The organism is Psychrobacillus sp. FSL K6-2836 (assembly GCF_038003085.1).
Classification (GTDB): Bacteria; Bacillota; Bacilli; order Bacillales_A; family Planococcaceae; genus Psychrobacillus.
Window position 1 is genome coordinate 1,603,090 of record NZ_JBBOOM010000001.1, and the last position, 24,587, is coordinate 1,627,676.

General features: G+C 37.6%; 23 protein-coding genes, 1 riboswitch and 1 other annotated feature. Of the genes, 11 read left to right on the top strand and 12 right to left on the bottom strand.

Annotated features, from left to right (window positions below):
• Positions 1-118: 118 nt before the first annotated feature.
• A complete protein-coding gene (locus tag MKY37_RS07380; protein WP_340775455.1) occupies positions 119-292 on the bottom strand; it encodes a TetR/AcrR family transcriptional regulator in 174 nt (57 codons plus the stop codon).
• Positions 293-606: 314 nt separating this feature from the next.
• Here MKY37_RS07380 and MKY37_RS07385 point away from each other — a divergent pair, with 314 nt between their 5' ends.
• The 4 genes from MKY37_RS07385 to MKY37_RS07400 all read left to right on the top strand — a co-directional run bounded on the left by MKY37_RS07385 (position 607) and on the right by MKY37_RS07400 (position 4,494).
• A complete protein-coding gene (locus MKY37_RS07385; RefSeq protein ID WP_340775457.1) occupies positions 607-807 on the top strand; it encodes a hypothetical protein in 201 nt (66 codons plus the stop codon).
• Positions 808-891: 84 nt separating this feature from the next.
• A riboswitch (SAM riboswitch) is annotated at positions 892-998 on the top strand.
• An 83-nt stretch (positions 999-1,081) separates the two neighbouring features.
• On the top strand, positions 1,082-2,200 hold the full coding sequence (locus MKY37_RS07390) for a methionine biosynthesis PLP-dependent protein (protein WP_340775459.1): 1,119 nt from the start codon (positions 1,082-1,084) through the stop codon (positions 2,198-2,200).
• Entirely contained in the window at positions 2,200-3,387 is a 1,188-nt protein-coding gene (metC, locus tag MKY37_RS07395; RefSeq protein WP_340775462.1) for a cystathionine beta-lyase, read from the top strand. Before MKY37_RS07390 ends, metC begins: the two co-directional genes overlap by 1 nt.
• Positions 3,388-4,494: a 5-methyltetrahydropteroyltriglutamate--homocysteine S-methyltransferase gene (locus MKY37_RS07400; protein WP_340775464.1), complete on the top strand. Its 1,107-nt coding sequence runs from the start codon at positions 3,388-3,390 to the stop codon at positions 4,492-4,494.
• A 70-nt stretch (positions 4,495-4,564) separates the two neighbouring features.
• Here the strand turns inward: MKY37_RS07400 and MKY37_RS07405 are convergent, their stop codons facing one another.
• The 3 genes from MKY37_RS07405 to MKY37_RS07415 are packed head-to-tail and all read right to left on the bottom strand — an operon-like array spanning position 4,565 to position 8,281.
• Positions 4,565-5,152 (bottom strand): class D sortase, encoded by a 588-nt coding sequence (locus MKY37_RS07405; RefSeq protein ID WP_340775467.1) that lies wholly within the window; start codon positions 5,150-5,152, stop codon positions 4,565-4,567.
• Positions 5,153-5,165: 13 nt separating this feature from the next.
• A complete protein-coding gene (locus tag MKY37_RS07410) occupies positions 5,166-7,190 on the bottom strand; it encodes a hypothetical protein (protein ID WP_340775469.1) in 2,025 nt (674 codons plus the stop codon).
• Between the two features lie 26 nt (positions 7,191-7,216).
• Positions 7,217-8,281: a hypothetical protein gene (locus MKY37_RS07415; RefSeq protein ID WP_340775471.1), complete on the bottom strand. Its 1,065-nt coding sequence runs from the start codon at positions 8,279-8,281 to the stop codon at positions 7,217-7,219.
• 158 nt (positions 8,282-8,439) lie between these two features.
• On the opposite strand from MKY37_RS07415, the gene MKY37_RS07420 reads away from it, so the two are divergent.
• On the top strand, positions 8,440-8,745 hold the full coding sequence (locus MKY37_RS07420; RefSeq protein WP_340775473.1) for a hypothetical protein: 306 nt from the start codon (positions 8,440-8,442) through the stop codon (positions 8,743-8,745).
• A 76-nt stretch (positions 8,746-8,821) separates the two neighbouring features.
• Here the strand turns inward: MKY37_RS07420 and MKY37_RS07425 are convergent, their stop codons facing one another.
• From MKY37_RS07425 to MKY37_RS07440, 4 genes are all read right to left on the bottom strand, one after another.
• The gene (locus MKY37_RS07425; protein WP_340775475.1) at positions 8,822-9,970 is read right to left on the bottom strand and encodes an acyl-CoA dehydrogenase family protein; all 1,149 of its coding nucleotides are present in this window, start codon (positions 9,968-9,970) and stop codon (positions 8,822-8,824) included.
• Positions 9,971-9,981: 11 nt separating this feature from the next.
• Complete coding sequence (locus MKY37_RS07430; RefSeq protein WP_340775477.1) at positions 9,982-11,133, bottom strand: thiolase family protein; 1,152 nt, start codon at positions 11,131-11,133, stop codon at positions 9,982-9,984.
• Between the two features lie 452 nt (positions 11,134-11,585).
• Positions 11,586-12,356, bottom strand: a complete 771-nt coding sequence (locus tag MKY37_RS07435) for an SDR family NAD(P)-dependent oxidoreductase (protein WP_340775479.1) — start codon at positions 12,354-12,356, stop codon at positions 11,586-11,588.
• Between the two features lie 125 nt (positions 12,357-12,481).
• Positions 12,482-13,048, bottom strand: coding sequence for an NADPH-dependent FMN reductase (locus MKY37_RS07440; RefSeq protein ID WP_340775481.1), 567 nt, complete (start codon positions 13,046-13,048; stop codon positions 12,482-12,484).
• A 175-nt stretch (positions 13,049-13,223) separates the two neighbouring features.
• Between MKY37_RS07440 and MKY37_RS07445 the strand changes: the two genes are divergently transcribed.
• The 3 genes from MKY37_RS07445 to MKY37_RS07460 all read left to right on the top strand — a co-directional run bounded on the left by MKY37_RS07445 (position 13,224) and on the right by MKY37_RS07460 (position 15,320).
• A complete protein-coding gene (locus tag MKY37_RS07445) occupies positions 13,224-14,132 on the top strand; it encodes an AEC family transporter (protein WP_340775484.1) in 909 nt (302 codons plus the stop codon).
• A 336-nt stretch (positions 14,133-14,468) separates the two neighbouring features.
• Complete coding sequence (locus MKY37_RS07455) at positions 14,469-14,735, top strand: spore coat protein CotJB (RefSeq protein WP_340775488.1); 267 nt, start codon at positions 14,469-14,471, stop codon at positions 14,733-14,735.
• A gap of 15 nt (positions 14,736-14,750) precedes the next feature.
• Positions 14,751-15,320 carry a manganese catalase family protein gene (locus MKY37_RS07460; protein ID WP_090564714.1) on the top strand — a complete coding sequence of 190 codons (570 nt, stop codon included), beginning with the start codon at positions 14,751-14,753 and terminating at the stop codon, positions 15,318-15,320.
• A 53-nt stretch (positions 15,321-15,373) separates the two neighbouring features.
• Here the strand turns inward: MKY37_RS07460 and MKY37_RS07465 are convergent, their stop codons facing one another.
• The 3 genes from MKY37_RS07465 to dacB form a co-directional block, all read right to left on the bottom strand.
• Positions 15,374-17,464, bottom strand: coding sequence for an MMPL family transporter (locus MKY37_RS07465; RefSeq protein ID WP_445323023.1), 2,091 nt, complete (start codon positions 17,462-17,464; stop codon positions 15,374-15,376).
• A gap of 104 nt (positions 17,465-17,568) precedes the next feature.
• Positions 17,569-18,153 (bottom strand): TetR/AcrR family transcriptional regulator, encoded by a 585-nt coding sequence (locus MKY37_RS07470; RefSeq protein WP_340775497.1) that lies wholly within the window; start codon positions 18,151-18,153, stop codon positions 17,569-17,571.
• A gap of 107 nt (positions 18,154-18,260) precedes the next feature.
• Entirely contained in the window at positions 18,261-19,745 is a 1,485-nt protein-coding gene (gene dacB / locus MKY37_RS07475; protein ID WP_340775499.1) for a D-alanyl-D-alanine carboxypeptidase/D-alanyl-D-alanine endopeptidase, read from the bottom strand.
• A 217-nt stretch (positions 19,746-19,962) separates the two neighbouring features.
• Here dacB and MKY37_RS07480 point away from each other — a divergent pair, with 217 nt between their 5' ends.
• On the top strand, positions 19,963-20,307 hold the full coding sequence (locus tag MKY37_RS07480) for a PadR family transcriptional regulator (protein WP_340775502.1): 345 nt from the start codon (positions 19,963-19,965) through the stop codon (positions 20,305-20,307).
• On the top strand, positions 20,294-20,959 hold the full coding sequence (locus MKY37_RS07485) for a DUF1129 family protein (protein ID WP_340775504.1): 666 nt from the start codon (positions 20,294-20,296) through the stop codon (positions 20,957-20,959). Before MKY37_RS07480 ends, MKY37_RS07485 begins: the two co-directional genes overlap by 14 nt.
• A 441-nt stretch (positions 20,960-21,400) precedes the next feature.
• Here MKY37_RS07485 and MKY37_RS07490 read toward each other — a convergent pair whose 3' ends face one another.
• Complete coding sequence (locus tag MKY37_RS07490) at positions 21,401-22,666, bottom strand: erythromycin esterase family protein (protein WP_445323024.1); 1,266 nt, start codon at positions 22,664-22,666, stop codon at positions 21,401-21,403.
• A 113-nt stretch (positions 22,667-22,779) separates the two neighbouring features.
• Positions 22,780-23,040 (top strand) — a binding site (T-box leader).
• 61 nt (positions 23,041-23,101) lie between these two features.
• On the opposite strand from MKY37_RS07490, the gene MKY37_RS07495 reads away from it, so the two are divergent.
• Positions 23,102-24,304: an MFS transporter gene (locus MKY37_RS07495; RefSeq protein ID WP_340775507.1), complete on the top strand. Its 1,203-nt coding sequence runs from the start codon at positions 23,102-23,104 to the stop codon at positions 24,302-24,304.
• The last annotated feature ends 283 nt before the right edge of the window (positions 24,305-24,587 follow it).

Consider the following 24,587-nt stretch of genomic DNA (forward strand, 5'->3'; position numbering starts at 1 on the left):
ATTCTCGTGACTGATCTTGCGATTCGCGTAATGTATAGCTCGTAATAGTACCGTTCAAAACTACGAATTAACGTATCAATCATTGATATTATGGCATCTTCAGTTGTACATCTTCTTTTTATGCATGTAAACAAGTAATCAAGTGTTCGTCTTTGCCATTTGGAAAGTGATGGTAAAGGGTTTCTTTTGTAACATTACAGGCTTTTAAAATTTCATTGAGTCCTTCAGTTTTGTAGCCTTTTTGCTGAAAAAGGGTTGTAGCAGTTTCAATCAAAAGTAATTTAGTATCCATATCTGGTTTGTATAACAAATCCTAACCAACATTATAGTATTTTGTTTATTACAATAAAGGACTTTCTGAAAGCTCATGCCTACTTTAAGTTTAAAACCTGTTTCTACCGTTTTCGAGGGCTTTGGAAAGAATTATTTTTTTGAGAGGCTTGTCATGTTGGAATTTCGAAAAAGTGCAAAATATCTACGGTGACACCACTCAACTCTGCAATCATTCAGCAGATTGTTTATACCCCCTCCCTATTCCCTTCATATAATATGTGGAGGGACGCTATACCTTGGGGTTCCTACATTATAGGATGGGAGGTGTGGATGTTGAATTCTTCTACAGGTTTATGGGTCGGTTTATTAGGCATAGTCTTAGGGGTGCTAGGTTTCTTTTATGCTCCGCTTTGGTTAGGTGCTGGAGCAGTTCTTTTAGGGCTAGTAGCTTTAGCTTATTCTCACAAGTTAGTAGTAGGGTGGATATCTTTAATACTCGGTGTAATTGTTTTAATTTTGACACTTTGGTCATAATATTAAACAAAAAGCGTATTGTATTAATACCTACTACGTGTTAAGCTTATTTAAATTTAAAATTTTGATAATTTCATATATTTTTTCTTATCCAGAGAGACGGAGGGATTGGCCCGAAGATGTCTCAGCAACCAGCCAAGTCGAGGTATGGTGCTAACTCCAATAGACGTGTGACGTCTTGAAGATAAGAAGACAAACTTCGATATTTACCCGAGGGTTCTCTTCTTATTAGAGAATCCTCTTTTTTTATTTTAATTGTAAAGGATGAATATTTATGTCAAAGAACAGTATTGATACACAGTTGGTGCAATTAGGAAATCATAGTGATGAGAAAACCGGCGCTGTAAACCCGCCTATATATTTATCAACAGCATATATACATAATGGAATCGGTCAATCTACAGGATACGACTACACGCGAACTAAGAACCCGACACGCGCTATTTTAGAGGAAGGAATTGCTAAATTAGAGGGTGGAGATGCTGGCTTTGCCTGTAGTTCCGGCATGGCGGCAATACAATTAGTTTTATCCCTTTTTCGTTCGGGAGATGAGATTATTGCTCCTGAAGATTTGTACGGTGGGACGTATCGATTATTTAACCAGTATGCAGATTCCTACAATATTCGTACTTCATATGCAAAGTTTGAATCAGCTGAAGAAGTAAATGCTTTAATTAATGAAAATACAAAAGCTTTGTTTATAGAAACACCAACAAACCCTTTGATGCAAGAAATCGATATACAACTATTTGCAGATGTAGCAAAAAAGCATAAATTATTGTTGATCGTAGACAATACATTCTTAACCCCTTATTTACAGCGACCTATTGAATTGGGTGCCCATATTGTCATCCATAGTGGCACAAAATATATTGGAGGTCATAACGATGTACTTGCGGGACTTGTAGTCACAAAAGGTACTGAACTTAGTGAACAATTGCAAACCAACCATAATGCTGCAGGCGCTGTTCTTTCTCCTTTCGATTCTTGGTTATTAATAAGAGGATTAAAAACACTTCATCTTCGTATGAAGCAGCATGACACAAATGCAAAAAAGATTGCAGCTTTTTTGAAGAATGAGCATTCAATTAAGGATGTTCTGTATCCTGGTATAGGTGGTATGCTTTCCTTCCGTTTGCAAAAAAGTGAATGGGTTGCTCCTTTCCTAGAGAGTCTGAAACTAATTGTATTTGCTGAAAGTCTTGGTGGTGTGGAAAGCTTCATCACATATCCTACTACACAAACACATGCGGATATCCCAGAGGAAGAACGCAATGCACGTGGAGTTGACAGTAGCCTGCTCCGATTCTCTGTAGGAATCGAGGAAGCAGATGATTTAATAGCGGATTTGAAACAGGTATTCAATACTTTAGAAAGTGAGGTGGCTAACTAATGAGCAGCTATAAAGAATCGTTAGAAACTACCCTAATCGTGGCATCTACTCGGGGAGACTCAGAAATAAAAACTGGAGCTGTCAATGTTCCTATCTATTTATCCTCCACTTTCCATCAAGGAGGCTTTGATGATTTTGGACCTTATGACTATAGTCGATCGGGAAATCCTACGAGGGATGCACTGGAAAAAACGATTGCAGAATTAGAGGGGGGCACTAGAGGACTGGCATTTGCTTCAGGAATCGCAGCTATTTCTTCTGCTTTTATGCTTTTGTCATCAGGCGATCATATCGTAATAACAGAAGATGTATACGGTGGTACTTTCCGTTTTGTTACTGAGGTATTGCCGCGTTTTGGTATCGAGCATACTTTTGTAGATTTTACGAATGTCGAAGCCATCGCAAGTGCCATTCAGCCAAATACAAAATTAATTTATATCGAAACTCCCTCTAATCCATGCTTAGGTATTACAGATATCTCTGCTGTTGTGGATCTTGCGAAATCTAATGATTGTTTAACCTTTTTAGACAATACATTTATGACACCGATTTATCAGCGTCCACTTGACTTAGGAGTTGATGTCGTCTTACATAGTGCCACCAAATTTTTATCTGGACATAGCGATATCATTGCAGGACTTGCGGTTACACGAGACGAGGATTTAGGTAAACGTTTGGCATTTATCCAAAACTCATTCGGTGCTATTTTAGGAGCACAGGATTCATTTTCTTTAATCCAAGGCATCAAAACATTAAGTGTGCGTTTTGAGAAATCCGCTCATTCTGCGCAAAAAATTGCAAACTATCTAAATGGACATGATTTAGTAGAGAAAGTCTTTTTCCCTGGTCTTTCCACTCATCCAGGATATGAAATGCATAACAAGCAATCGAGTAGTGCTGGGGCAGTCCTTTCCTTCCGTTTACCGAATAGATCCATTGCAAAGGCATTTGTAGAAAGTGTCAAAATCCCTGTATTTGCCGTAAGTCTTGGCGGAGTAGAATCAATTCTCTCACATCCAGCTCAAATGTCTCATGCTGCAATGCCTAAAGCCGAACGAGAAAAACGTGGAATAACGGATGGTTTACTACGTTTTTCAGTTGGATTAGAGAATGTAGATGATTTAATAGCAGACTTTGAGCAAGCATTAACAATTGCATCCAAACAAAATGAGAAGGTAGGAATTTAAATGTCAAAACGATTAGTTGTAAATACACCATTTAAAGCAGATCACGTTGGAAGCTTTTTACGACCAGCTCGCTTAAAAGAAGCTCGACAACAATTTGAAAATAATGAAATAACTACTGATCAATTAAAACAAATAGAAGACGAAGAAATTACGAAACTAGTAGCAAAACAAAAGGAAATTGGACTTCTGTCTGTTACGGATGGAGAGTTTAGACGTAAATGGTGGCATTTCGATTTCCTTGGTGGATTTGACGGGATAGAATTTTATGATACAGATAAAGGATTAACGTTTAAAGGTGTGCAAACTAGAGCACACGGTATTAAAGTAACTGGGAAAATTGGATTTAGCACTCACTATATGATTGAACACTTTAAGTTTCTTCAAGGTATTGCTGGTGATGCTGTAGCAAAATTTACTATACCTAGTCCAAATATGTTATTTTACCGAGCAACTATTGAGGAAGGCGTTTATTCGAGTCAGGATGAATTGTTTAACGATTTAGTCGTTGCATATCAAGGTGTGATTCAAGCACTTTATGATGAAGGCTGCCGTTATCTTCAAATTGATGATACTTCATGGGCTACTACTTTTTCTGAGGAAGGAATTGCTTCCTTAAAAGAAAAGGAACTAGAACTGGAAGAGACATTAGCATTATCTGCACGCGCTATTAATGAATCTATCTCTAAACGCCCTGAAGACTTGCTTGTGACTATGCATATTTGCCGTGGTAATTTTAAATCTACGTATATTACAAGTGGAAGCTATGAGCTAGTTTCGGAAACTATTTTTGCAGGATTAGATGTAGACGGCCTATTCTTAGAGTTTGATGACGAACGTTCTGGCGGATTCGAACCACTTCGTCACATTAATCGTTCTGATCTTTTTATTGTATTAGGGTTAATCACGTCCAAACACGGGGATTTAGAAGATGCGGATCTTACCAAAAATAGAATTAATGAAGCTACTAAATATGTCCCTCTTGAACAGCTTTGCTTAAGTCCACAATGTGGTTTCTCATCTACTGAAGAGGGAAATCTTTTAACCGAGGAAGAACAATGGTCGAAAGTTCAGCATGTTATTCAAATCGCTAAGGATGTTTGGAAATAAGGAGATTCAAAAAACTAAAAGTGTGCATCCAGTTGAAATCGGGTGCACACTTTTAGATTGATGATTTAGTTTATATTTCTTGCTGCTTTGCTTGTACCACTAGACGATATTTATTAGACCTTTCTGGATAACAGGTCACGAGCGATAACATAGATATTCCTTCTTGACGACTCAATACTTCCACATTGTTTGGTTTAACTATTTGAATATCAAATACTTCATAGACTAATAGGTCTGTACTTGTTTCTAATTCAAGTCTATCCCCTATTTGTAATTCATTCAGACGATTAAAAAAATGTCCAAACTGATGTGACTGGTGTCCAGCAATAGCTGTACTCCCATTTGGAGTACCTGGTGCATCCAGATTCGCTATCATTCCAAGTGCACGATTTAGCTTAGTGGAAGTTGTGCCTTCTATAACAGGAGATTCCAATTGGATAGAAGGTATTCTCAAGATGCTTATATCCGCAGAATCCTTTATGGTTGTCGCTTTCTCCGTTCCTTCATTTGAAGCTAATGCAGCTTCCGTTTTTATAGCTTTAAAGGATTCAATCAATTCTTTTTGGTGTGTTTTATTTTCAATCATTCCATAACTAACAATGACGAGTAAGACACATCCAATGATCATTAATATATTCCCTACACTTTTTTTCGTCATTTGTAGGTCTCCTTTATGCAAGTTTACGTATAGTCCAACCACTACCTAATAAACTCAAAGCTATAATTAACAACATTACTCCTGTAAAAAAACCTCCAGTTTGTGGTAAGGAAGAACCAGTGAAAAAGTTGCCGTCACTATTATTGAAATTGGCACCGATACCAGACATATCTTCCTCAGTCACACTTTCATCACTTTCTGTTAAAGTAGGTTTTTCTATCATCGTATCTTTTGATTCTGAACTCTCACTATCTACGACAATAATTTCTTCATCTGTAGACGGATTTTGCGTTTCGATAATACTTCCATCCCCATTGGTAACTGGGGTACCTTCTTCGTTATTACCTTCCTCTGCTCCATCCAATCCGTTATCCTCCACTACTTCTTCACCATCTTCCAGTGGAAGTATTGGGTTATCGAAAGCAGCCGTTACATAGCTTTCTGTTGGAAGAATATCGATATTTGTTTCTCCGGCTAGATCATTTATTAAACCAATAGATATAGTTTTTTCATTTTGGTAAGCTTCACTATTAGTTGTAAGCTCGTCATTCGTTAGAATATCTACTTCTATTTCATCCGTAAAATCTGACAAAATATCTAACTGTATAAACCCCTCGGAAAATAAACTATTTTGTCCGTCCCCTTCTTCATGTTTATCGACTACACCTAGATGAACATCCTCAAGTATGGCTAAATCATCAGAATTAACCTCTACTAAACCACTATTATTCATCATATCTCCATTGTCCACTGTGGACTCAGACAATAAAACATATGTGGAAAAATCACCTAAGTTTGTATCAGCTAGTTCAAGTCCTACAACAGCAGACTTTTCTGCTTCGAAATTATTACTCGAAGATTGGCTATTTTGTAACACATTTATCTCCACTTCATCTAAAAGTGAACTAGTAGTTGAAGATGAGTCGTCGCCTAGCCCCACAGTAACTAAAGCGGAGGCATCTTGTAGAAGAGTTGACTCTTCGATGGATTTATTCTCCAATACACCTACATGTAATGTTTCAAGCAGCGGAAGATCATTAATCTCAAAATGTACTGCTTGTTGTTCTTCCATTTGGCTTTGATCATGCATTGATTCATCACTCTTAAGGACATTCAACTCAATTTGATCAGTTGTAATTAAATTATCAATAGTCGCTTGAGCAACTGATTCATTATTAGATGAACCATTCATTGAAGCGTCTTTTTTTTGTGCCAGTATTTCTACATTTACTTCATCTGTACCGAGTAATTCTTCTACTGCTATATCTGCCACTGACGATTCGTTTGAATGAGAGTCTTTCCAGTCGTTTTCTTTATGCTTCAGTACTTCTGCGTCAACCCCATCTGTACCGAGTAAATCTTCTGCTACTATATTTACCACTGACGATTCGTTTGAATGGGAGTCTTTCCAGTCGTTCTCTTTATGCTTTAGTACTTCTGCGTCAACCTTATCTGTACCGAGTAATTCTTCTACTGCTATATCTACCACTGAAGATTCGTTTGAATGGGAGTCTTTCCAGTCGTTTTCTTTATGCTTCAGTACTTCTACATTTACTTCATCTGTACCGATTAATTCTTCTACTGCTATATCTGCTACTGACGATTCGTTTGAATGGGAGTCTTTCCAGTCATTCTCTTTATGCTTTAGTACTTCTACATCTACTTCATCTTTACCGAGTAATTCTTCTGCTGCTATATCTGCAACAGCTTGTTCATTCGATTCTGATGTTTCAGTAGTAGTTAACACATCCGCATCTATATAACCAATCTCTTCATCAGTAATAGAAACACTTGCTAATTCGTCTGTATTTGCTTCACTGTTTGGAATCTTCACATCGACATTATCAATTCCAAGCAAGTCACTGACTTCCACATCTAGAATTTCGGCATTTTCAGGGCTTTCACTCAATAAGTTTATATCGATTGACATAGACATATTGGAGTCATGATCCTCCGCAGCCACAAATGTCGGTGTCATCAAAAGAAACGTCCATATACCAAGTAAAGACCAAAATATTTTTAAGCTATTATTTTTCATTTTTTTATCTCCTTTTTTATTATGAATTAAATCACGTATAAAAAAGGAGTTAATACTGGTGGTTTCCTCAGAGGCGTATGAATCCATTGAATAACCGCATAGCTATTTTTGTGATACCATTTTTTCTTTGTTAATTCCTTTAACATTTCATCGGATGGGAGAAAACCATGTAAAACATCGCTTCCGGTTGACAAAGAAGATACTCCCGATGAAAATGTATTTCCTTGACCACCCCATGTTACTCCCGAAGCCACTGTCATTTTTGCATCTGGTCCTAATGGAATTGCCGGTATAACCGGGACTTTTAAATTCTGTTCCTGTATTGCTTCCGTTATTATTTTCTGTTGAATTTTATGAGCAGTTTTTTTCTTATCCACTTCTATATGATGTTCGTAAATTTCATCCACTTTTTCAGGTCCTTCTAATTCAACTTCAACAGCAACCTTTTTAAGAGTTGTTTCCTCTCCCACTGGTTCGTCTGTTACAGTAACATCAATTGGAGTCTTCGTTTCTGCGATTGACGGCAATTCCTCTTTTTCAGAAGAAAGATTAGTAGTTTTTGTAGATATCTCAGTAATCTGAACATTTGTAGACTCCTCAATAGGATTTCTACCCTTTTCTTCCACCACTTTATCTACTACATTCTTAACCGTTTCTTCACTCGATTTCACGACTGTTTGAACTTCTGATGCTACTTCACTTAATGTTTCGGTCGTTGTTGTAAGAATTGGCGTAACAACCGGAGTTACTGGCAGTGTCTTGACGGTTTTATCAACCTCGTCCACTACTTCAGTAAGCACTGTATCAGTTGTATCTGTAACACCTATTACTACATCCTCTACAATTGGTAAAGTATTCTTTTCAACCTCTGAAATTACATTTGTTCCAGGTTTTAAGACAGGAACAACTTCCTCAACATTCTGAACTGTAGTTTGAACGGTGTTAACTAAATTCTCAGTTGCTCCTAATAATTGATCGGCTGTTTTACTTAGCAAACCTCCGTGCTCTTTCTCCAATTCTTCCGCTTGAACTTGAAATGGAACTATAAAAAACATTCCTAAGACAATTATAGCTATTATATTTCTTTCCATGTTTTCACCTCCTAACTACTAGAAAATAGCCTCATTATATTTTATATTTCCGAATTGATTGAATATTAAACTTTTTCTGATATACATGTCATGTTTTAGACATGCTGTGCTGGGTAAATAGATTGTAGAGGTTATAAACATGAAGGAGGAATTTAAACATGGGAAACCAACAGTATGAGCATGCAACAGATGAGGTAGTAGAAGAAAGCGGCGCATATACATGTGAGGCTGGATTTACTAAAAGATTAAATAAGGGTGATAAATTCCCTTCTTGTCCAGAATCACAAGTAGCTACTTATTGGAAGCATGCAGAAGGTCATCATCATAATTCAGGTGAACCAGTAACAGAATCTGGCACATATATTGATGAAGATGGCGACAAACTAGACCTAGTAGAAGGTGCTACATTCCCTAATTGTCCAAAAGCAGGAACTCCTACACAATGGCGACATGCCGGAAACTGAATAATTAACAGGAACCTAATAAAGCTCGGCAAATGAATATTTAATTCATTTACCGAGCTTTAACTGATTCCATATTCTATAACCCTAAATTCTTTGAAATAATTACTTTCATTATTTCATTTGTCCCTGCGTAAATAGAAGCTACAGGAATGTCTCGATATCTTCTGGCAATTTTATATTCTTCCATATACCCATATCCACCATGCAATTGCATGCAGTCAATCGAAATTTCTCTTGCAGTTTCGGTTAGCCAATATTTTGCCATCGATACTTTAGTAACAACTTCTTTTCCTGAAATATGATCCTCAATTAGTGATTCCAAAAATGATTTTCCAAGTTCGATTTTGGTAGCCATTTCGGCTATTTTAAATTGTGTATTTTGAAAGGAGGATATTGATTTTCCAAAAGCTTTACGAGACTTTACATACTCCATTGTCATTTCTAGCATATCCTCTGAAGCAATTTGAGCAGAGATTGCTACTACTAATCTTTCCTGCTGTAGTTTCTCCATCAAGTAACCAAAGCCTTTACCCTCTTCTCCGATTAAATTAGAAATAGGAATCCGACAATCCTCGAAGTATAACTCTGCAGTATCCTGAGCATGTAATCCTACCTTATCTAACTTACGCCCTTTCGAAAATCCAGGTGTCCCCTCTTCCACAATAACTAAACTGATGCCTTGATGCCTTGGTTCTGCTTTAGGATTAGTTTTCACTACTACTAAAAACAGATTGCCATTAACTCCATTAGTGATGAATGTCTTTTGCCCATTTATAACATAATGATCTCCATCACGAATTGCTGTTGTTTGTATATTAGCCAAGTCTGAACCCGCTCCAGGCTCTGTCATAGCAATTCCAGTTATGAAATCTGAAGTTATACACCCCGGTAGCCATCTTTGCTTTTGCTCCTGCGAGCCAAAAGATTCTATATAAGGAACAACAATATCATTATGCAATCCAACCCCTACAAGACTGGAGCCGATTCTTTCTAATTCCTCTGAAATAATTACACCAAAACTAAAATCTAAACCGAGGCCACCGAAATCTTCCTCTACCTGTGGACATAAGTAGCCCATCTCACCTAGTTTTCTCCAAAAGTTCTTTGGAATAAGTCGATCCTTTTCCCATGAATCATAATGGGGGGCAGCTTCTTTCTGAAGAAAATTTTGTAAAGATTTTCGAAATATCACATGATCCTCCGTCTCAAATCTATATCTTCCCACTCCTACACCCCCTATTCAATTCTTTCAATAATTGTGGCATTTGCCATGCCCATCCCCTCGCAAATAGCAAGAAGACCATAGCGCCCACCAGTGCGTTCTAGCCTGTGTAGCATAGTTACCAATAGCTTTGTTCCTGTTGCTCCCAACGGATGACCTAAGGCTATTGCCCCTCCATCTGGATTTAACTTTTCTGGATTGGCATTTGTCTCTTTTAACCACACTAGTGGAACCTGTGCAAAAGCTTCATTAACCTCATAGGTGTCCATGTCTTCAATTGTAAGACCCGCTTTTAAAAGCACTCTTTTCGTCGCTTCAATAGGACCAGTTAACATAAGCGTTGGATCAGACCCCGTAACACTACGAGCTATTATACGAGCTTTTGGTTTTAGCCCAAGCTCATCTGCCTTTTCACGAGACATTAAAAGAACTGCAGAAGCTCCGTCACTCATTTGACTAGCATTCCCAGCCGTAATCACACCATTTTCATCAAATACAGGTTTTAATCCACTTAATACTTCAACAGTAGAGCCTGCACGGGGTCCTTCGTCAGTTGCAAAGCTTTTTACCGTACCATCTGCTTGAGGAATCTCTACCTGAACAATTTCTTTTTCAAAATGACCTTTTTCAATTGCTTCAAAGGCTTTGGCATGACTTTCAGAAGAATACTTATCTAGTTCTTCACGCGTTAATTTCCATTTCTTTACCATTCGTTCTGATGATAATCCTTGATTGATGATCTCGTATTTGTCAGTTAGTTTTGGACTTACTTTCGCATTTCCTACATTTGAAAACATAGGCTCACGCGTCATGCTTTCTACGCCCCCAGCAATAACCATATCCATGTCTCCAGCTGCAATTGCCTGTGCAGCAAAATGGACCGCTTGCTGACTTGAACCACATTGACGATCAATAGTAACCCCAGGTACATGTACTGGAAAACCAGCTATCAGTGCTGCAGTACGGGCGATATTCGCACTTTGTTCCCCTATTTGTGTGACACACCCTAAAATGACATCGTCTATATCTGCTTTCTCCACACCAGCACGATTCACTAACTCGTCTAAAACAATCGCTGCAAGTTCATCTGGTCGATATTCTGAAAGCGTCCCTTTCCTTCTTCCAATTGCTGTTCGTACCCCTTCTATTATTACAACCTCTGTCATGTCATTTCCACCCTTCTCTTTTCTTATTTCTAGCTTCAGCGCCTAGCCCCTCGAGTCACTTCAGGATTTCGATAAAGGCAAAGGACGCCTTTTCCGAAATCCTTCCAGTGCTTGTCGGAGGCCCACAGGATGTGGGTCAGTCAGTCGTTGCGACAAGATGTCGCGAACTTAGACTGACTTCCAAAGCTAGGCGCTTCCGTTTTTCTTGTTGTCCAGCTCTAGCGCCTAGCCCCTCGAGACGTTTCAGAATGTCGGGAAAGGCAAAGAACGCCTCTTCCGTCATTCTTCCAACGCTTTTCGGGGCTTGCATAGGCGCTTGTGCTTTTCTACCTGTCCAGCTTCAGCGCCTAGCCCCTCGAGACGTTTCAGAATGTCGGGAAAGGCAAAGAACGCCTTTTCCGTCATTCTTCCAACGCTTTTCGGGGCTTGCATAGGCGCTTGTGCTTTTCTTGTTACCTCGGTTGCATTCGAATTGCCCCGTCTAATCGAATTACTTCCCCATTGATATATTCGTTTTCAATCATAAAAGCTACTAATGTAGCAAATTCATCTGGTCGACCTAATCGCTTTGGAAATTCTACTAATGACTCTAGCTTCTCTATTACTCTATCTCCTAAACCTGCTGCCATAGGGGTACGGAATAATCCTGGAGCAATCGCATTAATACGTATTCCATAAGAAGATAGGTCCCTTGCAATAGGTAAGGTCATCCCTACTATTCCAGCCTTACTAGCACTATAAGCTGCCTGCCCCATTTGTCCTTCAAATGCTGCGACCGAAGCGGTATTAATAATAATGCCTCGCTCATTGGATTCCATGAGCAAATCATTTTTTGTCATTTCCGCAGCAGCTAATCTCAACGTATTAAACGTTCCTATTAAATTTATATCTATTACTTTTTTGAAATTTTCTAAAGGCATTGCTCCAGATTTTCCAACCGTTTTTTGAGGAGGGGCTATACCTGCACAATTCACACAAATATGTATTGCCCCAAACCTCTCTACTGTTTGCTGAATTGCTTTATGGACAGAATTTTCATCAGTAACATTTACTATTTCATAGACTACATTTCCCCCGAATTCCTCACTTGCTTTTTTTGCTAATTCTTCATTTACATCAAAAATTACTACCCTTGCCCCTTTTTGTAATAAATGTGCAACAGTTGCAAGCCCCAATCCAGATGCCCCACCTGTTACAATGGCCACTTTATCGTTAATATCCATTGCTCCACCCCATTATTATTCCCTTTGTAGTTATCTTAAAATTTTTAATATTTAATTTTAATTATAACGTAAAAAATCCAAGGGAAAAGTATAATTCCCTTGGATTTGACTTTCTTTTAAATAAATTAACGAAGTGTTTTTAAAGCCCTGCTCCATGCAAGTAATTGGTCAAGCATTGTATTTGCATTTCCTTCATGAAAGTCTGCAGGTTTGAATACGCTCATACTTTCAAAATCAGTCATTAGTGAGAATGTTACAGCAGTACGAACATCTGCAACCTGTAATTCCCCTAAGATTAAACGCATATTTTCATGAGCACGTGCTCCACCTAAACTACCATATCCAACAAGACCAGCTGCCTTATTGTTTAATTCAGGATTTAAGTAATCTAATGCATTTTTTAGTGCACCGCCTACCGCATGATTATACTCTGGAGTTACGAAAATATAACCATCATACGTAGCCATTTTCTCAGACCAGCCTTTGATAGCCGAATTTGCTTCTTCCTGTTGTTCTGAAAAAATCTCTTGCCCCAGAAGAGGTAATCTATAATTTATCAAATCAACTATTTCATAGTCTGCATCATTTCTCTTTGTTGCAAAATTATACACCCAGTTCGAAACTGCCTCCGCATTACGTCCTTTTCTTACACTACCTACAACAATTCCAATTTTTAATTTTTCTACTGACATTATTTCCCTCCTTATTTTTTCAAAGAATTAAAGAATTGATGCTCTGCACTACCTTTTTTATCATTTCCATTTGAGTGATTTCTACACATAGTTGCGATTATATATTTATGCAATATGATATAGTAATTTAATAGACAGAACTACTTAAGTTTGATTTTAGATTGAAGGTGTTGAAGTGGAACTGGTTTTAATTATTTTGCCGGTTTTTATTATTTTCTTTATCGGCTTTATTGGACAGAAATTTATTGGTTTCGATATAAAATCTATCTCTACAGCCGCGCTATATTTAATGTCTCCATTTTTAGCTTTCCGAACATTTTATACAAATGCCTTAACGATGGAATATTTTTATATCATATTATTTTGTCTTATTTTGGCCTTTATTTTACTTATAATAACTTGGGTGACTGGAACATTTATGAAGACTTCACGCTCGGAACTTTCTGCGATGATTTTAGGTGGAATGTTTATGAATAGCGGAAATTACGGTGCTCCGGTAGTGTTATTTGCCTTAGGGGCCACTGGTTTTGATTATGCTGTAATGATCATGGTTTTACACGGCTTGTTCATCAATACATTTGGTATTTTTTTTGCATCTCTTGGTGGCGGTGAGAAGGCGACATGGCAGCAGTCCTTGCAGCGCGTTATTAGAATGCCAGTCGTATATGCAGCTGCCCTCGGTATTTTCTTACAAGAAACTGGACTGACCGTGCCACATGCGGTCATGGATGGCGTCGGACTTGCTGCCGATGCATCGATACCAACAGTTATGCTCGTTCTCGGAATGCAATTAGCTGTCATTTCGCGAAAAAAGGTTGCCTATCGATATGTTGTTGCGGTTTCCTTTATACGGATAATTGTGTCCCCCCTTCTAGCGGTTGGAATTTTATACTTCTTGCCAGTTAATGATATGGTCAAACAGGTTGCGATTATTTTGGCAGCTATGCCAACTGCAGCTAATACAACGATGTTAGCATTGCAATTTAATACTGAACCAGATCTTGTTTCGTTTACAACTCTAGTTACAACACTTGTCAGCATCATTTCTATTCCGTTTGTTCTATTTTTCTTAGGTGTTTCCTAGAAAAATAAAGGATGAATATTGTGCAAACTCTTATTAGTTTTTCATAACTGATAAGAGTTTTTATGTTGCCGTAATTAGACAAGTTCTAACTTCATAAGATGGGTAGAAGGAGTGATGACATTTGGAACGTCCAAGTTATCGAGGAAGTTTTAAGCCTTTTGTTTCACCACGGGATCCCTGCCCCCCGGTTACCGTGAAGTATTTCGTGTTGCCTCCACAAATTTTCACAAATTTCCAGCAGCCTGGCCTACCGCAAAATTCTCCCGAGGAGGCACTAATGCAAGGTTCGCTTTGGCCTAAATTTGTGGATGGATTCTCCCGAGAGGAAGGAATTTCATGAATGCTTTTGATGAAAGAATGCTTCTGTTAAAAAAAGTACAACAAATGGATTTTGTTGTTGTCGAATGGACATTATACACGGACACACATCCAGATGATGAAGATGCTTTAGAGCAATGGAGAGAAGCGATTAAAAAAGCTGCATCTGCACGCAAACAATACGAAAATAAATTTGGACCTTTATCCCTAAAATCCATTCCCTCTAGACAGGCCCTAGAAGTAGGCTGGCGTTGGAATCAAGACCCGTGGCCATGGCAATTATGAGAAAGGGGAAATTTGATGTGGGTTTATGAAAAAAAGTTGCTTTATCCCGTCGAAGTAACAACCTGTAATCCGATGCTTGCAAAATATCTTATGGAGCAATACGGAGGCGCGGATGGTGAACTTGCAGCCGCACTCAGATATATGAACCAACGTTATACCGTTCCGGATAAAGTAATCGGACTGCTTACGGATATTTCCACTGAGGAATTCTCACATCTTGAAATGCTGGCAACAATGATTTATAAATTGACTAAGGATGCTACCCCTGAACAATTAGAAAAAGCTGGTTTAGGTGCACACTTTGTTAATCATGGACATTCATTGTTTTATGAGAATGCAGGAGGAGTTCCATTTACAGCTACGTATATTCAATCTAAAGGAGATCCCATAGCAGATTTATATGAAGATATTGCTGCAGAAGAAAAAGCACGCGCAACCTACCAATGGTTAATCGATATTTCAGACGATCCTGGTATCAATGATGCTTTACGTTTCTTAAGAGAACGAGAAAATATTCATTCTCTTCGTTTCCGTGAGGCTGTAGAATTGCTTAAAGATGAAAGGGACCGAAAAAAGATTTTCTAAAAACCAAAAACGCATGGTCTATTGGAATTATTCCTAAAGACCATGCGTTTATATTATTTTTTATCTTTTTCAAATAGGACGATCAATGCGGGTAAAAGAATTCCACGTATTAAAAATGTGTCCAAAATAATTCCCACCGCTACGATAAATCCAAAAACAAATAGCAGCTGGATCGGCTGCGTCATTAGTACAGCGAATGTTGCAGCAAGTAGAATACCTGCTGAAGAGATAACTCCACCTGTGTGGGATACTGCAATTTGAACTGCTTCTTTAACGGAATGTTTTTCACGTTCCTCTAAAAATCTAGATATAAGAATAATATTATAATCGATTCCTAGTGCTACTAAGAACACAAACGAATAGAGTGGAACACGATTACTAATCGTATCAATATCGAAAAATAAGTTAGTTAAGAACATACCAAGACCAAGTGCAGCCAAGAATGACAATAGAATAGTACCCATCATGTAAATTGGCATTTTAATAGATTTCGTTAATACAATTAATAAGATAAAGATTAAGAGTGTTTCAAGCAATACAATAATGATTAAATCACGGCTATTTGCAGAACGATCATCTAAGTTAGATGCGGTTTCGCCAGCAAAGTACAATTCACCCTCTACGTCACTTTCCTTAACAATATTATCTGCTTCCTCCACCATGGTTTCCAAGGCGTCCATTGACTCTGTTGAATATGGACTTTCCTCGAATGTTAGTTGGAATTGTGCCGCAAGTCCATCTTCTGAAATTCCTGAAGCACGAACACTACTCACTAAGCCTCGTTGTAATAGCTGATCAATTAGACTTGCTTGCATTTCCTCTGTAATTTCACTTTCAGATTCAAAAAGGACAGTTGTTGGAGCTAAATCCCCTTTTTCAAATTCTTGTTCAATGACTTCATAACCTTCACGGGACGGCATGTCGCTTGGGAAAGATTTAATCGTATCGAACTCATATTTCAGATTAAACAAGTTCAATGCGGAAACTACTAAAATAACTAATATCGACACTGCAGCGATTACTGGTTTATTGACAACAAATGAAGCAATTTTACTCCATAATGAGTTCGCTTTCACTTCTTTTTCTCCATATTTCGGAACACGAGGCCAGAAAGACTTACGACCGAAAAGAGTAAATAATGCTGGGATTAGTGTGACAGATGCAAACATAATGACAAACATTGTCGTCCCGAAAATTGGTGCGAAATTACGATAATCTCCAAATGATGCAAAGAATAGTACGAGCATTGCAGCTAAAACTGTACCACCTGCAAAGAATACAGGAATTCCAGTCTCACGCATTGCGTACTTCATAGCATCGAATTTAGTTTCATAGTTCTTTAACTCTTCTCTATATCGAGAAAATACAAACAACGAATAATCAATCGTCGCTGCAAACAACAGAATCGACATTATCGATAACGATTGAGTAGCTAACTCCAAGCCCGTAGCACCAATCATACCAAGTATTTGGTTTACAACCTGATAAACAATTCCTGCTGCTAGTAATGGAATTAGAGCTAATAGCGGCGAACGATAAATGACAATTAGTAGAATAAGAATAATTCCTACTGTCGATAAGATTAATACAAGATCCGCACGTTCAAATAGATTTGTTGTATCTACAGCAATTCCAGCAGGACCTGTCATATAAACAATCGATCTGGTTTCCTCTGCTACAATTTCCCTCACCTGAGCCAAGCTTTCCTCTAAATCAGAGGTTTCTAAAGAGGTGATAAAGCTAATAGGAATAACTGATGTTTTCTTATCTTCCGAGAAAAATCCTTCCAACGCCTGGGGTGGCAGACTACTAAACGGAACCATTTCTTTCAGACCATTTATATCTGCTGCCGCTACTTTATCCAAAGCTGCTCCAAGCATTTTAATATCTATCTCTTCTTTCGACTGAATAACAAGAATCCCTGGCAAACTTTCTGCATCTTTAAAATGCTTGTCAATATGTTCTTGGGCCACAATCGACTTAGCATCCTCAGGCAATGAGGCTACACTCGAAACCTTATAATCGCTTGAACTAGGTGCAAATACTGTAAGAATTACTGTTAGCGCTATCCAAATACCTAATGTAATCCACATACCTTTTCTCGTCGTGACAAAATCGGTTACTATGCCTAGTAACTTTTTCAATATGACCACTTCCTACTCCATTTAGTTAATGACACTAGTGTCACTTTGAACAAAAAAAACATACTTGTCATTTACATTATGTGTAAAAGTGACTTGTATGTCAATTAATCTCTCAAAAACATTCCGTCACTTAAGATCTCTTTGATAGAATCTACCCATTCGTCAGTAGGAATCCCAAAATGATTAGGAATAGCAATAGTTTGAAAAATCATCCCAAGAATTATAGCATCAGATAGATGACTTTTAATTACTTGTTCTTTCTTCCCCTGCTCGATTAACCCTTGGAATTGTTTGTACATATTAATGTAATATGTATTTAACTGTGTCTGATTGGAGACGACACGATTGGAAGACTGTTTAGGAATTTGATGAATAATCTCTAGAATCTGATGAATTTCACTATGTCTAAAAATAAAATCAATAACTAGAGAAAACTGTGTTTGAAAATCTCCACTTTTATCAAGCACACTAAAATCTTGGAGAAAGCGATTCATTTCATACATCAGAAATTCCGATATCAATTCATCTTTGTTCTCATAATATTTATATATACTGCCACGAGAAACTTCCATCATCGAAGCTAACTTGCTAAACGTAAAGGATTCATAGCCATCCCCAATTAGTAATAGCTTTGTTGCTTTAAATAACTCATCGTCAGTAAATTTACGCTCACGTGCCACTTGTTTCACCTCACTACACAAATAGTATAGTACATAATTTGAAATACATAAACTACACTTTTTCTGCAAATCATAAAAGCGCCACCAATGCTTGCAAAGGCGACGCTTTCCTATTATTAATAGTGATTAGCAATCGTTGTAGCAATTCTATCAAGTGCGGGGATTGTGCTCGTTTTATTTTTCTCTGTTAACACGGTAAATATAAGAGTCTCACCGCTTTTAGTTTTTGCATATCCAGCGAGGGATTTTATATTTTCTAGACTACCAGTTTTCGCTGTTATGTTACCTCTAGTACCAGTAGTTTTCAATCTATTTCGAAGGGTACCACCTACAAAACGATCAGACATACCCGCTACTGGAAGGCTTTTACTGAAAGTCTTATACCAAGGTTCTGACTGAACTGCATAAAGTAAATGCGATAATTCTCTACTTGTAATTTTGTTTGAATATGACATACCTGATGCGTCTTCAAATTTCCATTTAGTGCTGTCCAATCCAATAGAATTAGCATATTCTCTCATTACTTTTAATCCTGCATTCCAGCTTCCCGCTCCATACTTCACTTTTCCCATTTCTTTTGCTAACATCTCCGCATGAGTATTATTACTAAGCTTCATAAATGGAATGATTATATCCTTTAGCGGTTTAGATCTTTTAGATTCTAAAACCTTTGCATTGTCGGGTGTCTTCCCTTTCATTACTACAGAGGAAGGTATAAATGTGATACCTTTTGCTTGTAATGACTTTTTAAATATATCCAATACATATAATGTTGGATCTGTCACGGAAATCCATTCCTTCGTTCCGTAGGTTCCAATTGGTGAGTTTCCAGAAATAATTACCTTATTAGTCCCTAATTGTCGAGTAATTTTCAAAGTGTTTTTGTATCCTTTAGGAACGGTTCTGGACTTATTCACTACCTGTAAAACACTAGTTTGAGGAGTTAGCGTTACTTTAGTTGCCTTCCCATTTGTAGAAGGTATCGCCTGAACTATTACCGACCCAGCGTCAAAATCACTATTGGGTGAAACTGTCAGAGCAGAAATAGGTGCTGCATAATAGTATGGCTCGTCCTCTGCCAAAATACCTGCAGACAGTCGAACGGAATCATACCATGAATCATCCCCAACTATATTTCCAGAAATTCTTTTAATACCTTGTTTTGATAAACTATTCGCGAAATTATCAAAGTCGGACTTCAATAAGGTTGGATCACCTTTACCCCGCAAATACAAATTACCATTTAATATGCCATTTTGTACTTGCCCATTCGTATAAACTGCCGTTGGGAAACGATAGTTTTCCCCAAGTGTTTCTAAGGCTGCTGCTGCAGTTAAAAGTTTTAATGAAGACGCAGGCGTTATCCCTATATCCCCGTTATATTGATATACTATTTCACCAGTAGATGCTTTTCGTACCGTAAGTGCTGTTGTTGCACTTTTCATACGACTATCTGCCATTATGGTGTTAATCTTGCTTTTTAAACTATTGTACGAAGTAGCGGCTTCTACAGTATTATCCTCACCTGTAGAAATAAAAATAGAACCACTAATCATAACGATTGAAATGACAGTAACTAATAATCTTTTCCAAATTCCCACTATGTACCTCCTATATCATTATTGAAGTTATTGTTAGTTTATCACGAAATTGTCAGATAATAAGATTCTTTTTTAATCCTTACAAGAAATTGGACCATTGACCTAGTAGACATCATTTCTAATTATCCTTATACTAGGTTTAACTACTTTGTAAAACAAGGTAGCTATTTTTTACACCACTACTTTGTTTTACAAGATAGTGAAAGGGAGACAAAATATGTCCATTAGAAGTCAGTTACTTAAAGGAATTCTTGATGGCTGTGTACTTGCCGTTATCGAAAAAGAAACCGTTTACGGTTATGAATTATCAAAAAAGCTCCAAAAAGTCGGTTTAGAGGATGTGAGTGAAGGTACTATTTACCCTGTTCTATTAAGACTTCAAAAAAATGAGTTAATTATTGGTGAAATGAGAGCATCAGAATCTGGACCCAACCGTAAGTATTATTCATTAACCGCTGCTGGCAAAGAGGCGCTTGAAACAATTTCCATAGAATGGAATCAGCTATCAGTACCTATTAATGCTTTATTATCGAAAGGGGATGAAACGTATGAAGGCAAGTGAGTTAATCCAAGAAAACAATCAAAAAAGAGCGTTACTAACGGAAGAAAATGAGCATTATTACACGAATTTATTGCTCTATATCCGAACTAAACTAACCTTATCAGAGCAACAATCAGAGGAAGTTTTGATGGAAATGTTAGATCATCTTATAGAGGGTCAACAGGACGGAAAAACTGCTATAGAAATCTTTGGCAATGATCCTAAGGGATACGCAGATGAGATTGTAAGCCATTTACCGCACGAAAATAAACGAAATAGCTTCATATTTATGAGTGAGATAGCTTTAAATGTAATTGGATGGTTTCTAATAATGCGAAGCATAATTATTCCAATAATCGGAGGAGAAACTTCGGAAAAAGTGTATGTTATATCTTCCCTGCTTCTTATCATTCTGATTTTGGTTATGACAGGGCTTGGAGTGAAAATGATTTTTGGGTTAATAAGTCAGTCGTCTTTCGATGAAAATGCTACTGATAAAAAGATGATGATTAAGGCTGGTTTATATGGAGCTGGTGGTTTTTTAGTTATTGCAATCATTAGCTTTTTTGTAAAGGAAATCGGGCCATCCTTTATATTACCTTGGCAGGCTTCACTTGGTATAGGATCTATATTAATACTGATTTCATGGCTAATGAAGAAATCTAGAATCTAAATAAGAAAAACAGGCAAAAAACACCGGTCCTCTAAGAACAGAAACCTAGATATGCCGTTGATTTTCGCTACGCTCAGTCCAGGGTCTTCAGCTCGCGCTATTCCCACTGGAGTCCCGCCCTGCGCTCCAATCAGCCATGTTCCCTTTATAAAAACGGATCACTGTAAATAGTATCAGCAAAATAATCGAGTATTATATGATAAAAAGTCATAATCAAATTAGCGCTAGTAATAAGAAAAACCTTATCGACCACTCAGGAAGCGTAGAGACCGAGGATGGTCGGCCTCGCCCGTGGAAAGCATCCACCTGAAACGGAAATCAGCGATATTATTTAATTCTTTAAAATACAAGGAACAATGTATTTGGAACACGATATTCCATATACTTATTTATCTTTTAATGAGTGGAGAGACTCACACCTTCTCCATCTGTCCATGATTTTTATTCAATTACTTGAATTGGTGATAATGCATTTGTTTTATCTATATATATAAAGGCATCATATCTGCTCCCGATTTTAGAAGGCACATAATTTCCATAAGCTTCGAAGTCTGGATTATACACTACTCCAATCGCCCGATGCCCAATCCAATTATTAAAGAATGCACGATTCTCCTCGTCAAAAAGCAGAATCTTATCTGTAGCTTCCACTCGATGCAGTATATCCTCCCATGAATCTTTTATTGCAGGTGGCACAGTCATTTTCTTAGGAATAGTTCCCCACTCGTCTGCCGCAATTACCTCGCCGCTATGGGTACCAAATCCAACTGAAAACACATTTTCAGTCTTGTTTTGTAGACGAAGAATTTCTCCTACGTTTGTCAGTCCTTCTTCTTTCATATCCGTTGAGGATGCATCTCCAATATGGGTGTTATGTGCCCAGATTATTATTTTCGTGTCTTTCCCATGATAATCCATTATTTCATTGATCACTTCGACCATATGCTCATCACGAACATTCCACGAAAGTTCATCACTACGAACCATTGCCCTGTAATATTCTTCTGCATTTTGAGCAACTAATGCATTTATCTTTAAATTTAAATCTGCTTCCTGATTACCTTCATACTGTTTTTCATTTTTACGAATGGATGCCACTAACTTCACCACTTCCTCCACACATGCGTCAGAAATGTGAATGGAAGAAAAAGCATACGTTTCGGGATGACGATTAAAAGGTTCAAAACAGGAAATTGCCTTCTTTGCAAAAGCCATATCTGTTCCTTCCGGATTCGTTTTACGCAAATAACTTACAACCTCATCTAAGGATTCCCATAAACTGTACACATCGATTCCGTAAAATCCTATTTTCCTGTTTTCTTCTAATTGCTTATTATGTTTCTCTAACCACATAACAAATTTAGAAATCTCTTCATTTGCCCACATCCACGTTGGCCAGCGTTCGAATGCATTTAGTACGTTTTTTTTGTTAGCCTCTGGATCGTATCCTTTTATAAATCTATTTACTCGCTGAGTGGATGGCCAATCCCCTTCTACCGCAATTAGAGTAAATCCCTTTTCTTCTATTAAGCGCTTTGATAACTCTGCTCGAACTTTATAAAATTCGGATGTCCCGTGACTAGCTTCTCCTAGTAAAACAATTTTCGCATCTCCAATCGCTTTTAATAGAGGAGTCAAATCCTCGGGAATATTAAATGGCAGTGCAAACTTTTTAATAGCTTCTGTAAGAGATTTTATCTTAAACACTCCTTTTCCCTAGAAGTTTGCGTTACACTAGCACCCTTTATACCGATAAGTATTTTGCCTACGATAAAAAAACAGCTAGTATTTAAAGGAAAATATGGTATGATAGGAAAAATTAAAAAGCAATGAAGAGAAGAGTAGGTAACCGAATTTCTTAACAGAGAGCCCTATTAGCTGCGAGTGGGTAAGAATGAAGTTTCCGAAACAAGCCTCTGAGCTTCACGTAGGACTTGTACAAAGCAAGGCATTATGTGACAGACGCTCCTGTTATCGAGCTAGAGTATAAGCATGCCTTCATGCCGTACTTGAAAAGGCTACTAATGGTGACATTAGGGCAAACTAGGGTGGCACCACGACATATTAATCTCGTCCCTAAGACAGCAGTCTTGGGGGTGGGATTTTTTTATTGACCAAATTAAATATGTCGGAGGTTTTAACATGAGTTCATTCAAATGGAAGTTTCCTATTATGTATTTGTTCTCCGTTGGAATTGCCAATATCGGAGGATGGATATACTTATTAGCAATCAACTTAATGGTATTAGAGATAACAGGATCTGCTTTAGCAGTTGCGGCGTTGTATATTATTAAACCTATCACCCAGTTATTAGTTGGACCTTGGGCTGGTAGTCTTATTGACCGTGTTTCTACTAAGCATATTATGGTCTGTTTAGACGTGATTAGAGCAATATTAATCTTCTTCATACCTTTTTCTGATTCCATCGTATTCATTTATATACTAGTGTTTTTCATCCAAATGGCTGGGGCAATATTTGAGCCAGCATCCTTTACGTATATGACGCTTTTGCTACCTGAAAATATAAGACATCGATTTAACGCAATTCTTAGCTTTGTCCATTCGGGTGCCTTTGTAACCGGTCCATTAATTGCAGGTGTTTTATTTATGAGTGGTTCTCTTAAGGAAGCATTATTTGTAAACGTTGGTATTTTTCTATTATGTGCTGCTCTTGCACTTTTACTTCCTAGAAAAATGTCTACAGCTACTTTTGAAAATTCAAGAATAACTTGGTTGAACATCCAAGATGATTGGAGATTAGTTGTACATTTTAGTAAGAAGGCTATTCCTTTTTTCGTCTTATATATGATGTTCCAAATGGTTATGCTACTAACTGCCGCATTAGACTCCATGGAAGTTACCTTTGCCAAGCAGGTCCTTAATCTGTCCAATACTGCCTATGGATCTCTTGTCACTCTTGCTGGGATTGGATTTCTAGTTGGTGCTCTTTGTACCAATATATTAGTAAGAATCGCTCCAGCTAAACTGTTGATGAGTATCGGGACACTATTTGTCTCAATTGGTTATGTTATTTACAGTTTTTCCACAACCTATTTGTTAGCTAGTATCGGATTTTTTGTTCTTTCATTTTTTCTATCTATTTCAAATACGGGGTTTATGACATACATCCAATCCAATATCCCTACCGATATGATGGGTAGAATATCAAGCCTATATGAGATGCTTTCTAGTTTTATACAAATTATCGTTATTCTTTTTTTAGGTCTTGCATCTCAATGGCTTTCTGTAAAAGAAGTGGTCATAGGAGGTTCCATTCTAATGTTTTGTGTAGCTCTCTACTTAACTTTACTTTCAGCTAATCAAACTAAAAGGAAATTGCTCTAATAGAATGTAGTATTTTTTGGTCTTAACATAATTCAATTGAATATCTTTATAAGGAAGAGTCCTTAAAAGTTTTTTAGTAACCTTAAACCATGGTACGATTGAATAATAAAGTGAAACTTCAATCAGTGGAGATTTTCCTTATCACCACTGATTGTTAGTTGAACCATTCGGACAGTTGTCCCCCACATATGCTTTGTTACTTGGGAGAGGCTTTGGGATGGGAGATTACGACGTACAGGAAGTGGCGACTTTAATCGGCCTGCCCGTTAATGCGGGATAAATG